The sequence below is a fragment of the Buttiauxella selenatireducens genome (assembly GCF_031432975.1).
GTDB lineage: Bacteria > Pseudomonadota > Gammaproteobacteria > Enterobacterales > Enterobacteriaceae > Buttiauxella > Buttiauxella selenatireducens.
In genome coordinates this window covers 5042111-5054892 of record NZ_CP133838.1, presented here as the reverse complement: position 1 = coordinate 5054892, position 12782 = coordinate 5042111, and the positions used below count along the sequence as shown (strand labels likewise).

Annotated in this window: 10 protein-coding genes; 6 read left to right on the top strand and 4 right to left on the bottom strand. The window is 51.7% G+C overall.

What is annotated here, in order from left to right; translation table 11 throughout:
- The first annotated feature begins 12 nt into the window (after positions 1-12).
- The gene (locus RHD99_RS23190) at positions 13-357 is read left to right on the top strand and encodes a PTS fructose-like transporter subunit IIB (RefSeq protein ID WP_183272880.1); all 345 of its coding nucleotides are present in this window, start codon (positions 13-15) and stop codon (positions 355-357) included.
- On the opposite strand, the gene RHD99_RS23185 is transcribed toward RHD99_RS23190, so the two are convergent.
- From RHD99_RS23185 to argE, 3 genes are all read right to left on the bottom strand, one after another.
- Entirely contained in the window at positions 350-1204 is an 855-nt protein-coding gene (locus RHD99_RS23185) for an AraC family transcriptional regulator (protein WP_309876875.1), read from the bottom strand. The two genes, RHD99_RS23190 and RHD99_RS23185, sit on opposite strands and share 8 nt — an antisense overlap.
- 118 nt (positions 1205-1322) lie before the next feature.
- Positions 1323-3974 carry a phosphoenolpyruvate carboxylase gene (gene ppc, locus RHD99_RS23180; protein ID WP_309876874.1) on the bottom strand — a complete coding sequence of 884 codons (2652 nt, stop codon included), beginning with the start codon at positions 3972-3974 and terminating at the stop codon, positions 1323-1325.
- Between the two features lie 237 nt (positions 3975-4211).
- Complete coding sequence (argE, locus tag RHD99_RS23175; protein ID WP_183272877.1) at positions 4212-5363, bottom strand: acetylornithine deacetylase; 1152 nt, start codon at positions 5361-5363, stop codon at positions 4212-4214.
- Positions 5364-5547: 184 nt separating this feature from the next.
- Here argE and argC point away from each other — a divergent pair, with 184 nt between their 5' ends.
- The 5 genes from argC (at position 5548) to oxyR (ending at position 11283) form a co-directional block, all read left to right on the top strand.
- Positions 5548-6552: an N-acetyl-gamma-glutamyl-phosphate reductase gene (gene argC, locus RHD99_RS23170; RefSeq protein WP_309876873.1), complete on the top strand. Its 1005-nt coding sequence runs from the start codon at positions 5548-5550 to the stop codon at positions 6550-6552.
- 16 nt (positions 6553-6568) lie between these two features.
- Positions 6569-7345: an acetylglutamate kinase gene (gene argB, locus RHD99_RS23165; protein WP_309876872.1), complete on the top strand. Its 777-nt coding sequence runs from the start codon at positions 6569-6571 to the stop codon at positions 7343-7345.
- A gap of 30 nt (positions 7346-7375) precedes the next feature.
- Complete coding sequence (locus tag RHD99_RS23160; RefSeq protein ID WP_309876871.1) at positions 7376-8593, top strand: argininosuccinate synthase; 1218 nt, start codon at positions 7376-7378, stop codon at positions 8591-8593.
- 123 nt (positions 8594-8716) lie between these two features.
- On the top strand, positions 8717-10090 hold the full coding sequence (argH, locus tag RHD99_RS23155; RefSeq protein WP_309879253.1) for an argininosuccinate lyase: 1374 nt from the start codon (positions 8717-8719) through the stop codon (positions 10088-10090).
- Positions 10091-10356: 266 nt separating this feature from the next.
- Positions 10357-11283 (top strand): DNA-binding transcriptional regulator OxyR, encoded by a 927-nt coding sequence (gene oxyR / locus RHD99_RS23150; protein WP_183272872.1) that lies wholly within the window; start codon positions 10357-10359, stop codon positions 11281-11283.
- Here the strand turns inward: oxyR and sthA are convergent.
- The gene (gene sthA, locus RHD99_RS23145) at positions 11257-12657 is read right to left on the bottom strand and encodes a Si-specific NAD(P)(+) transhydrogenase (protein WP_183272871.1); all 1401 of its coding nucleotides are present in this window, start codon (positions 12655-12657) and stop codon (positions 11257-11259) included. The two genes, oxyR and sthA, sit on opposite strands and share 27 nt — an antisense overlap.
- Between the last annotated feature and the right edge of the window lie 125 nt (positions 12658-12782).

Genomic DNA, 12782 nt, shown 5'->3' with positions numbered 1-12782 from the left:
AGGAAAGTGCAGATGACAAGACAGTTGGTTGCCGTTACGGCATGTGTCAGCGGTGTCGCTCACACTTATATGGCGGCAGAGCGTCTTGAAAAGCTCTGCCAGATAGAGAAATGGTCGATAAAAATTGAAACCCAGGGAGCGTTGGGCATTGAAAACGAACTGACCGCGGCGGATATAGAACAAGCTGATGTGGTTTTGTTAATCACGGATATTGAGCTTGCTGGTGCTGCGCGCTTTACTCACTGTCGCTGCGTGCAATCTGGGATTAACGCATTTTTGCGTGAACCACAAAAGACAATCTCTGCTGTACGCCGAATTTTTGGAACGCCCCAGGATACTCATATCATCCTTAGCTGAGCGTTTTTTCCGTTAGCTGGCTGTGGTACTGGCGGCGATACTCTGACGGCGAACGCTCGGTATTCTTCCTGAACAGGCGGCAGAAGTAGTTGCTGTCAACAAATCCACAGGCGTGAGCCACTTCCTTGACCTTCAGGTCGTAGCGTTTGAGCAACGTTCTGGCGTGCTCCAGACGGGTGTGATTCAGATATTCGTTAAAGCCCACTGCACCGGTTTTCTGAAACAGATGCGAAAGGTAGTTTGGTGAAATATAAAAAGCCTGGGCAACTGACTCTCGCGTGAGCGGTTGGGCATATTTTTCATCAATGTACTCGCGTATAGCATCGAACAACGCTTCGCTGCGGGAGGCTGTTTGGATCTGGCTGCCCAGTAAATCAGTGCAATGACTAAGAATACTACTGACGATAAATTTTGCGGTTTGCTGGTCTTGAGGTTGTGTGACCAGTTCGTTGAGTGCCTGAAGCAAGAATGAGCCGATACGCGGCCCGCGACGCGCCACGTTTTGTTTCCCCAACGTGGTAAATTTCGCTCCATCCCAGTGCAGAATGCTGAACCCAAGCTGCTGTTTGCCAAATAAAATGCTTAGCGTGGTGACCGGGGTGTTCCACTGCGGGTTGTTCCAGCATCTGGCCGGGACGTAGAGCACGTCGTGCTGCTCAAGCCTTGCAGGCATGCCTTCATCACAGGCGTCCAGTAGCACGCCATCAAGCACCACTTCAATGCGTGGGAAGTCTACCTGCCAGGCAAGTTCTGAAGGGGCCACCTGGCTGCCAGCAAACCAGACGTGATGAACGCCTGAGGGGCTATTGAGCAGTCGGGAAAGAATTTGGCTTACGTCGTCATTCATAGGAATCTGCTTTGAGCCTGCCGGGATGGCCTATCCTGGCACAATAGTCGTACTTTGCGCATGCGCCAAAACAAAAAACCCCGCTTGCGCGGGGTTTGAAAGAAACGATTTTTACTGCTTAACCGGTATTACGCATACCTGCAGCAACACCGGCGATGGTCACCATCAACGCTTGTTCAACCTGCGGATCTGGCACTTCACCTTTCTCTTCCGACTGACGCGAGCGGTGCAGCAATTCAGCCTGCAACACGTTTAATGGGTCGGTATAGATGTTACGTAACTGGATGGATTCGGCAATCCACGGCAGGTCAGCCATCAAGTGCGAATCGTTGGCGATATCCAGCACCACTTTGATGTCTGCTTCCAGTTGATCGCGCAGCTGTTTACCCAGTTTCCACAATTCTGGTTTCACCAGACGTTGGTCGTAGTATTCCGCCAGCCACAAGTCAGCTTTGGCGAACACCATTTCCAACATCCCAAGGCGCGTGGAGAAGAACGGCCAGTCGCGGCACATGGTTTCCAGGACGTCTTGCTTGCCATCTTCTACGACTTTTTGCAGTGCGGCACCGGCACCCAGCCAGGCTGGAAGCATCAGGCGGTTTTGCGTCCAGGCAAAGATCCACGGGATAGCACGCAAAGATTCAACACCACCGTTCGGGCGGCGTTTTGCAGGGCGTGAGCCCAGCGGCAGTTTACCCAGTTCCAGCTCAGGTGTAGCTGAACGGAAGTACGGCACAAAGTCTTCGTTTTCGCGGATATAGCCACGATACATATCACAGGAGATAACAGACAGCTCCTCCATGATATGTTTCCACTCTTTTTTAGGCTCTGGTGGTGGCAACAGGTTCGCTTCCAGAATCGCGCTGGTGTAGAGCGACAGGCTGCTGATAGTGATTTCCGGCAGACCATATTTGAAGCGAATCATCTCGCCTTGCTCGGTCACACGCAGGCCACCTTTCAGGCTTCCTGGCGGTTGAGAAAGCAGAGCAGCATGTGCCGGTGCACCGCCACGGCCAATTGAACCACCGCGTCCGTGGAACAGCGTCAGAGTAATTCCGGCTTTCTCACAGGTTTTGATCAGTGCGTCTTGCGCCTGGTACTGTGCCCAGGATGCAGCCATTACGCCGGCATCTTTCGCGGAGTCAGAATAGCCAATCATGACCATCTGCTTACCCTGAATGAAGCCGCGATACCAGTCGATGTTCAACAACTGGGTCATTACGTCATCGGCGTTGTTCAGGTCGTCGAGTGTTTCAAACAGCGGAGCAACAGGCAGCGCGAAGGTGCAACCCGCTTCTTTCAACAGCAAGTGGACTGCCAGCACGTCAGACGGTGTTTTCGCCATGGAAATAACATACGCAGCGATAGAACCACGCGGTGCTTCGGCAACGACTTTACAGGTTTCCAGCACTTCACGAGTTTCATCGCTTGGCTCCCACTGGCGTGGCAGCAGCGGGCGCTTAGAATTCAGCTCGCGGATTAAGAAGGCTTGTTTGTCCGCTTCGGACCAGCTTTCGTAGTCACCAATGCCCAGATAGCGAGTCATTTCGCCCAGCGCTTCGGTATGACGAGTGCTTTCCTGACGGACATCAATACGGACTAACGGCACGCCGAAGCACTTCACACGGCGCAAGGTATCAAGCAACTGGCCGTTGGCGATAATGCCCATGCCGCACGCTTGCAGCGACTGGTAACACGCATAGAGCGGCTCCCAAAGCTGTTCGTTCTGCGTCAATAAACCTTCTGGTTTTGGCAGACGCTGGCCTTTCAGGTGAGCTTCTAACCAGGCTTGAGTCGCCAGTAATTGCTGACGAATGCCTTTCATGATGCAACGGTAGGGTTCTTGCGCAGCGTCAGGACCTGCCAGTTCGCTTAGCTCTTTCGTGCATTCCACCATCGAAAGTTCGGAAACCAGTACCTGAATATCGCGCAGGAACAGGTCAGTTGCTTTCCAGCGGCTGAGCAACAGCACGTGGCGGGTGATATCGGCGGTCACATTTGGGTTACCGTCGCGATCGCCGCCCATCCACGAAGTGAAACGCACCGGAACGAAATCGACCGGCAGTTTGTAATTCAGGTTGTCTTCGAGTTGCTCGTTCAGCTCACGCAGGTAGTTTGGAACCCCTTCCCACAGGCTGTTTTCAACCACTGCAAAACCCCATTTCGCTTCATCGACTGGGGAAGGGCGGTGTTTACGGATTTCATCGGTGTGCCAGGCTTGAGCGACCAACTGGCGCAGACGGCGCATGATCTGGTTGCGCTCGTAGTCGGCGATGTCGCTGTGATCGAGCTGTTTCAGGCAACTGTTTACTTCAACCAGCTTGTGAATCAAGGTGCGACGGGTAATTTCAGTCGGGTGTGCGGTCAGCACTAATTCCAGTGACAATGATTCAACAGCATCACGAATGGCGGCTTCGCTAAGGTCAGGCTGATTTTTTAATTTTTGGAGTGTCTTAGCGATGACTTCAGGATTGCTGGCAGCTTCGCCATTGGCGGAAATACTGTGATATTGCTCGGCGGTGTTGGCCAGGTTCAGGAATTGGCTGAATGCACGGGCTACGGGGAGTAATTCGTCGTTAGACAGGTTCTGTAACGTGGTCAGCAATTCCTGACGGTTTGCTTCATTGCCTGCCCGTGAGGACTTTGACAACTTGCGGATTGTTTCTACGCGGTCAAGAATGTTTTCACCTAACGCATCCTTGATGGTATCCCCGAGCAACTTGCCGAGCATACTGACATTACTTCGCAAAGCGGAATATTGTTCGTTCATTATAGTCCCACACACCCCATCTTTTATGTAACTTAATTTCACCCGTGAAGGTTCAACACCGTCTTTATAAAGCCACGTAAGTTTTGTTTCGTCAATTGCTACGAAATCGTTTCAGCAAACGAATAAATTGCGCTAATTCATGAAATTTAATTACTAACTTCGTGGATAAGCATTTCTTATGAGGATCCGCTAAAAAGTAGCTTAAAAAGGGGGCAAAACCCCCATAAACGCTATTTTTCAATGCCAGCAAAAATGATGCACGACTTGCGTGATGAGTTTGCGAGTGGGTTCGATAAAACGCGTTTCTATGTATTCATCTGGCTGGTGGGCCTGATTGATTGAGCCCGGCCCCAGAACCAGCGTTGGGCAAATCGTCTGAATAAATGGCGCTTCGGTGCAGTAGTTCACGACCTCGGTTTGCGCGCCCAGTAATTTCTCGACCACTTGCACTAACTGGTGATCTTTGGCGCATTCGTAGCCTGGAATCGGCGGGTGCAGTTCAGAAATCGTCAAACGACCCGGCCATTTCTGGCTCACGGGCTCTAATGCTTCATTTAGCAAACCATTAAGATCATTTAACGTCAGCCCAGGCAGTGGGCGAATATCCATATGCAATTCACAACAGGCACAAATACGGTTGGCGGCATCGCCACCGTTAATGTGCCCGAGGTTCAGCGTGGGATAAGGCACAGTGAAGGCGTCATGGTGATAACGCTCTTTCAACGTGTTCTTCAGCGACATGATATGGCCGATTGCGTCGTGCATCAGTTCGATTGCGTTCACACCACGAGCCGGATCGCTCGAGTGGCCAGATTGTCCAAGTATGCGGATAGCATTTGAAATGTGGCCTTTGTGGGCGCGCACTGGCTGTAAAGATGTTGGTTCGCCGATGATGGCGCAGTCTGGGCGAATATGCGTGGTTTCAGAGAAATAACGTGCACCTGCCATCGTCGTTTCTTCATCGGCGGTCGCCAGAATGTAGAGTGGTTTTTTAAGCGCGGTGACATCCACATCACGCAGCGCGTCAAGAATAAAGGCGAAGAAGCCTTTCATATCCGCAGTACCGAGGCCGTACAGTTTATTTTCATGCTCGGTCAGCGTGAAGGGATCGCGTGTCCAGCGGCCATCGTCAAACGGCACGGTATCGGTATGACCCGCCAGCAGTAGCCCACCGGCACCGCTACCGGTACTCGCCAGCATGTTGAATTTATTGCGCGTACCCGGCACCGGTTGTATTTCGACGTTAAATCCAATGTCGCGGAACCATCCCGCCAGCAAATTGATTAAAGACTCATTACTCTGATCCAACGCGCTGTCGGTAGCGCTGATGGAAGGGGTAGCGATCAATGCGCGGTAAATCTCGATAAAAGGAGGTAATTTCATCTTCACTGTTGACAGGCCTTAGCTCAGGTTGGTATACATAATCATGCAGTAATATTGAATAAAAATACATTATTACCTGCCGCGATGGAACCCCTGGTTCCGGTGGATTGAACCACGTAATTGTACGTTGGGTGATGGCTTTCCAGCTGACACCTTTAGCAGACACAACCTAAGAAGGTGTACAGCCGAGATGTTGAATACGCTGATTGTTGGTGCCAGCGGTTATGCAGGCGCAGAGCTTGTGAACTATTTGAATCGCCATCCTCATATGAACATAACCGCTTTGACGGTTTCAGCGCAAAGTAATGACGCAGGAAAATTGATATCTGATTTGCACCCGCAATTAAAAGGTATCGTTGATATGCCGTTACAGCCAATGTCGGATATCAGCGAATTTACCGACGGTGTAGATGTCGTGTTTCTCGCAACTGCCCATGAAGTCAGCCATGACCTGGCACCGCAGTTTCTGGCGAAAGGCTGTGTTGTTATCGACCTTTCTGGCGCCTTCCGCGTTAACGACGCCAAGTTTTATCAACTTTTCTACGGCTTTACGCATCAGCATCCTGAATTGCTGGAACAGGCAGTTTATGGTCTGGCGGAATGGCAGAGCGACAACATTAAAGAAACCAGTTTGATCTCGGTTCCTGGCTGTTATCCCACCGCATCTCAACTGGCGTTAAAACCTCTGATTGATGCCGGACTGCTGGATTTGAACCAATGGCCTGTGATCAACGCAACCAGCGGTGTTAGCGGCGCTGGGCGTAAGGCTGCGATTTCCAACAGCTTTTGCGAAGTGAGTCTGCAACCGTATGGCATTTTTAACCATCGCCATCATCCAGAAATTGTCAGCCACCTTGGTACTCCAGTGATTTTCACCCCGCACTTGGGCAATTTCCCGCGTGGGATCCTGGCGACCATTACCTGCCGTCTGAAAGCAGGGGTAACTCAGCAGCAAGTCGCTGAGGTGTTTAATCAAGCTTATCAAGATAAACCGTTAGTGCGCCTGTATGACAAAGGCGTGCCGGCACTGAAAAACGTGGTTGGCCTGCCGTTCTGCGATATTGGTTTCGCAGTGCAAGGCGAGCATCTGATTGTCGTCGCAACTGAAGATAATCTTCTTAAAGGCGCGTCGGCTCAGGCTGTGCAGTGTCTGAATATTCGTTTTGGCTTTGCCGAAACGCAGTCTCTTATTTAACCGGTAGTTGGGTGACATGATGAATCCATTAATTATCAAATTAGGTGGCGTGCTGCTGGATAGCGAAGAAGCGCTGGAGCGTCTGTTTACTGCGCTGGTGAACTATCGTCAGTCTCATCAACGTCCACTGGTGATTGTTCACGGCGGCGGCTGCGTGGTCGATGAGCTGATGAAAAAGCTCTCCTTACCGGTTATCAAGAAAAATGGCCTGCGTGTGACTCCTGCTGACCAGATTGACATTATTACCGGTGCGTTGGCGGGAACGGCGAACAAAACATTGTTGGCGTGGGCAAAAAAACATGACATCAATGGTGTCGGTCTTTGCCTCGGCGATGGCGATAGCGTAACGGTTTCCAGACTCGACGAAGAACTGGGCCATGTAGGCCTGGCAAAACCAGGTTCAGCTAAGCTGATTACCACGCTTTTGGATTCTGGCTTCCTGCCGATTGTCAGCTCTATTGGCGTGACTGCTGAAGGCGAGTTGATGAACGTAAATGCTGACCAGGCGGCTACGGCGCTGGCGGCAACACTGGGTGCCGATCTCATTCTGTTGTCCGACGTCAGCGGCATTCTTGATGGCAAAGGGCAGCGTATTGCAGAAATGACGGCGGCAAAAGCGGAGCAGTTAATCGCTCAAGGCATTATTACCGACGGCATGATTGTTAAAGTCAACGCGGCGCTGGATGCAGCCCGCACGCTGGGTCGCCCTGTGGACATCGCGTCCTGGCGTCACGCGGAGCAGTTACCTTCTTTGTTTAACGGTGTGGCCATTGGCACCCGTATTCTGGCCTAGTTTAAAATTAAGTTTTTGAAGGATAAGACAATGCAAAATCACGGCATCAAAAAAATCGTTCTCGCATACTCTGGCGGCCTTGATACTTCTGCCATCATTCCATGGCTGAAAGAAAACTACGGCGGCTGTGAAGTGGTCGCGTGTGTGGTGGATATTGGCCAGGATCGCGAAGACCTGAAAGGCGTGGAACAAAAGGCACTGCGCTCTGGCGCCACTGAGTGCTATGTCGTGGATGCGCGTGAAGAATTCATCAGCGATTACGTTTATCCAGTATTGCAAACTGGCGCACTGTACGAAGGCAGCTACCTGCTGGGTACGTCTATGGCGCGTCCATTGATTGCTAAAGCACTGGTTGATGTAGCGAATAAAGTCGGCGCAGATGCCCTGTGTCACGGCGCGACCGGTAAAGGTAACGACCAGGTACGTTTTGAATCTGCGTGGGCGGCTCTGGCGCCACATCTGAAAGTGGTTGCGCCATGGCGTGAGTGGGACCTGCGTTCCCGTGAAGCACTGCTGGATTACCTGAAAGAGCGTGATATCCCGACCACCGCTTCACTAGAGAAAATCTACAGCCGTGACGAAAACGCTTGGCACATCTCGACCGAAGGCGGCGTGCTGGAAAGCCCGTGGAATGCACCGAACAAAGATTGCTGGGTCTGGACGGTTGATCCTAAAGAAGCACCAGATCAAGCAGAGCAAGTCACTGTAACTGTTAAGCAGGGCAAAGTCGTTGCGGTGAATGGCGAAACCATGACGCCATTCCAGTGCCTGGAAACGCTGAACAAGATCGGTTCTAAACACGGCATCGGTCGTATTGATATCGTAGAAAACCGTCTGGTAGGGATTAAATCCCGCGGCTGCTACGAAACCCCAGGAGGCACCATCATGATGGCTGCACTGCGTGGTGTTGAGCAGTTGGTTCTGGATCGTGATAGCTTCAAATGGCGTGAGCAACTGGGCCTGGAAATGTCCTACGTGGTTTACGATGGCCGTTGGTTTGCACCGCTGCGTAAATCTTTGCAGGCATCAGCTGAGTCACTGGCAGAAGAAGTGAACGGTGAAGTCGTACTGGAGCTTTATAAAGGTCAGGTAACGGCGTTGCAGAAAAAATCTCCGAACAGCCTGTACAGCGAAGAGTTCGCCACCTTCGGTGAAGATGAAGTGTATGACCACAGCCACGCGGGCGGCTTCATCCGTCTGTTCTCGCTGTCGTCACGTATTCGTGCATTGAACGAGCTGAAGAAGTAATAGTTTAAATAATTGCCCTCACCCTAACCCTCTCCCCCAGGAGAGGGGACTTTCTTTTCTCCCTCTCCTTTGGGAGAGGGTCGGGGTGAGGGGGACAAGATGATAATTTTATGGAGCATCAATATGGCACTTTGGGGTGGACGTTTTACTCAGGCAGCAGATCAGCGGTTCAAATCGTTCAATGATTCATTACGCTTTGACTATCGACTGGCGGAGTTTGACATTGTTGGTTCTGTCGCCTGGTCCAAAGCGCTGGTCACGGTTGGTGTTCTGACGGTTGCTGAGCAACAGGAACTTGAGCAAGCGCTGAGTTTCTTGCTTGAAGAGGTTCAGGCTAATCCGCAGGCGATTCTTGAAAGCGATGCGGAAGATATTCACAGCTGGGTGGAAGGCAAACTCATCGATAAAGTCGGTCAGCTTGGTAAAAAACTCCACACGGGTCGTAGCCGTAATGACCAGGTCGCCACTGACCTTAAACTGTGGTGCAAAATGCAAATCAGCGAACTTCTGGGGGCGACTCGCCAACTGCAACAGGCGCTGATTGAGACTGCAGAACACAATCAAGATGCGGTGATGCCGGGCTATACGCACTTGCAGCGTGCCCAGCCTGTGACTTTTGCACACTGGTGTCTGGCGTATGTAGAAATGCTGGCGCGTGACGAAAGCCGTTTGCAGAGCACGCTCGAGCGTCTGGATGTCAGCCCTCTGGGTAGCGGCGCACTGGCGGGCACTGCCTATGAAATTGACCGTGAGCAACTGGCGGGCTGGTTAGGTTTTGCCTCGGCAACACGTAACAGTCTGGACAGCGTGTCTGACCGCGATCACGTGCTGGAACTGCTTTCAGATGCGTCCATCGGTATGGTGCACTTGTCGCGTTTTGCTGAAGATCTGATTTTCTTTAACACCGGTGAAGCAGGCTTTGTTGAGCTGTCTGACCGTGTGACATCGGGTTCTTCCCTGATGCCACAGAAGAAAAATCCGGATGCGCTGGAACTTATCCGTGGCAAATGTGGCCGTGTGCAGGGTGCGCTGACGGGCATGATGATGACTCTGAAAGGGCTGCCGCTGGCGTATAACAAAGACATGCAGGAAGACAAAGAGGGCTTGTTCGACGCACTCGATACCTGGATGGATTGCCTGCATATGTCGGTGCTGGTGCTGGATGGTATTCAGGTTAAACGTCCGCGCTGTAAAGAAGCCGCCGAGCAGGGTTATGCCAACGCAACGGAGCTGGCTGATTACCTGGTCGCGAAAGGCGTACCATTCCGCGAAGCGCACCATATCGTGGGTGAGGCTGTGGTGGAAGCGATTCGTCAGGGCAAAGCGCTGGAAGCATTGTCACTCGCTGATTTGCAGAAATTTAGCGCGACGATTGGTGATGATGTTTATCCCATTTTGTCACTGCAATCTTGCCTGGATAAGCGCGCAGCAAAAGGCGGCGTGTCTCCACAGCAGGTAGCACAGGCGATTGCCGACGCGAAGCAGCGTCTGGGTTAAAATCGTTTTCAAACGGAAGAACCTGGCCTGGTGCCAGGTTTTTTTGTTTATAACGGATAAAAAAAAGCGGACATATTGTCCGCTAAATAACTCACGTTGGCTTCAGTACTTATTTAGGTTTTCGGGGTTGTCTCTACAACAAAACCACGGTCATGGATGGTTTGTGCTGTTGCTGGCTATTATTTACCATCAATAGTTGATAGGGATAATCGTTCGTTGCTATGATTTCTATCGCCATGGGCTATCATGGCGACGGAGGATAGAGAATGAATATTCGTGATCTTGAATATCTGGTGGCGTTGTCTGAACATCGCCACTTTCGTCGGGCAGCGGATGCCTGCCATGTCAGTCAGCCAACGCTGAGCGGCCAGATTCGTAAACTTGAAGATGAACTCGGTGTCATGTTGCTTGAGCGCACCAGCCGAAAAGTGTTGTTCACTCAAGCGGGTTTACTGTTAGTGGATCAGGCTCGTACAGTGCTGCGTGAAGTGAAAGTCCTGAAAGAGATGGCGAGCCAACAAGGCGAAGCGATGTCCGGACCGTTGCACATTGGGTTGATCCCAACCGTTGGGCCATATCTGTTACCGCAGATTATCCCGATGCTGCATAAAACCTTCCCCAAACTAGAAATGTACCTTCACGAAGCGCAAACCCATCAACTGCTCGCGCAGCTTGATAGCGGCAAGCTTGATTGTGCGATTCTGGCTCTGGTGAAAGAGAGTGAAGCGTTTATCGAAGTACCGTTATTCGACGAGCCGATGAAGTTGGCGATTTACCAGGATCATCCATGGGCAGAGCGCGATCGCGTGCCATTGTCGGATCTTGCGGGTGAAAAGCTTTTAATGCTGGAAGATGGACATTGCCTGCGCGATCAGGCACTGGGTTTCTGCTTTGAAGCGGGCGCCGATGAAGATACGCATTTCCGCGCAACCAGCCTTGAAACGCTGCGTAACATGGTTGCGGCAGGGAGCGGAATTACCTTGTTACCCGCACTGGCTGTGCCGAATGAGCGCTGCCGTGATGGTGTCGTCTATCTGCCGTGTTATAAACCAGAACCGCGCCGTACAATCGGCCTGGTTTATCGTCCGGGTTCTCCGCTGCGCGGTCGCTATGAGCAGCTCGCAGAGGCCATCCGTACGCACATGGATGGCCATTTTGAGCCAGCGTTAAAACAAGCGGTTCAGGCCGTTTAGTGCCGCAACCCGATAGGCTTCCGCCATAGTCGGGTAGTTGAAGGTGGTGTTAACAAAGTATTCGATCGTGTTACCGCCACCTTTCTGCTCCATAATCGCCTGGCCGATGTGAATAATTTCAGCCGCGCGTTCACCGAAGCAGTGAATACCTAAAATCTCTTTCGTCTCGCGATGGAAGAGAATTTTTAGCGTACCCACATTCATGCCTACAATTTGCGCGCGAGCCAGGTGCTTGAACTGCGCACGGCCCACCTCGTACGGCACTTTCATCGAGGTCAGCTGTTGTTCAGTTTTCCCGACGGAACTGATTTCTGGAATGGTGTAAATACCGGTTGGAATATCTTCAATCAAATGAGCCGTCGCTTCGCCTTTAACCATCGCTTGCGCCGCGATCCGGCCCTGATCGTAAGCCGCTGATGCCAGGCTTGGATATCCAATGACATCGCCCACGGCATAAATGTGCGGTTGCGCTGTCTGGTACATGCTGTTGACCTTCAACAGACCGCGACCATCTGCTTCCAGCCCGATATTTTCCAGTGACAATGAGTCCGTATTACCGGTACGTCCGTTGGCATACAGCAGGCAGTCAGCTTTCACTTTTTTGCCGGACTTCAGCGAAACAATGACGCCATCTTCCACGCCTTCGATTTTCTCGAACTCTTCGTTGTGGCGAATGACGACGCCGCTATTCCAGAAGTGGTAAGAGAGCGAGTCGGACATCTCCTGATCGAGAAACGCCAACAGGCGATCGCGGGTGTTAATCAAATCCACCTTGACGTTCATGCCACGGAAAATTGACGCATATTCGCAACCAATCACCCCAGCGCCATAAATAATGACGTGGCGCGGTTCATGGTGCAGATTGAGAATGGAGTCGCTGTCGTAGACGCGGGGATGGCTGAAATCAACTTCTGATGGACGATAAGGCCGCGAGCCGCAAGCTATCAAGAATTTCTCAGCGGTGATCAACTCCACTGAACCATCGTGGCATTCCAGCGAGATGGTGTGTTCATCGACAAAACGTGCATCGCCCTGCAACATCTCGCAGCGGTTGCGCTCATAGAAGCTCTGGCGCATGCGTGTTTGTTGGTTAATAACGCTGTCGGCGTGATTAAGAATGTCGGCGAAAGAAGAACGGAGAAGATGGGTGTGGTCGCTGTATAAAGGGTTTTGATTAAATTCGATAATGCGGCTGACTGCGTGGCGGAGGGCTTTCGAGGGGATGGTTCCCCAGTGGGTACAACCGCCGCCCACATTATGGTAGCGCTCGACAACGGCTACCCTTGCTCCAAGTTTCACCAGCCCCATTGCAGCGCCTTCGCCGCCAGGACCGGAACCAATTACTATTGCGTCATAATCGTAGGTGTGTGACATGGTAAGGCTTACCTGTTCTTATACATAAAAGCAACACGATGGTAACATCAACGCCGAGATAACCCAATTGTCGTTGTGCTTTTTGCTGCGTAACGCGAGGAAGCTCGCGTAAACAATCATTCACG

What these genes read in the sequence shown, in the direction of transcription:
- RHD99_RS23190 (WP_183272880.1), top strand. Translation starts at nt 13, where the DNA reads ATGACAAGACAGTTGGTTGCCGTTACGGCATGTGTCAGCGGTGTCGCT.
- RHD99_RS23185 (WP_309876875.1), bottom strand. Translation starts at nt 1,204, where the DNA reads ATGAATGACGACGTAAGCCAAATTCTTTCCCGACTGCTCAATAGCCCC.
- ppc (WP_309876874.1), bottom strand. Translation starts at nt 3,974, where the DNA reads ATGAACGAACAATATTCCGCTTTGCGAAGTAATGTCAGTATGCTCGGC.
- argC (WP_309876873.1), top strand. Translation starts at nt 5,548, where the DNA reads ATGTTGAATACGCTGATTGTTGGTGCCAGCGGTTATGCAGGCGCAGAG.
- argB (WP_309876872.1), top strand. Translation starts at nt 6,569, where the DNA reads ATGATGAATCCATTAATTATCAAATTAGGTGGCGTGCTGCTGGATAGC.
- RHD99_RS23160 (WP_309876871.1), top strand. Translation starts at nt 7,376, where the DNA reads ATGCAAAATCACGGCATCAAAAAAATCGTTCTCGCATACTCTGGCGGC.
- argH (WP_309879253.1), top strand. Translation starts at nt 8,717, where the DNA reads ATGGCACTTTGGGGTGGACGTTTTACTCAGGCAGCAGATCAGCGGTTC.
- oxyR (WP_183272872.1), top strand. Translation starts at nt 10,357, where the DNA reads ATGAATATTCGTGATCTTGAATATCTGGTGGCGTTGTCTGAACATCGC.
- sthA (WP_183272871.1), bottom strand. Translation starts at nt 12,657, where the DNA reads ATGTCACACACCTACGATTATGACGCAATAGTAATTGGTTCCGGTCCT.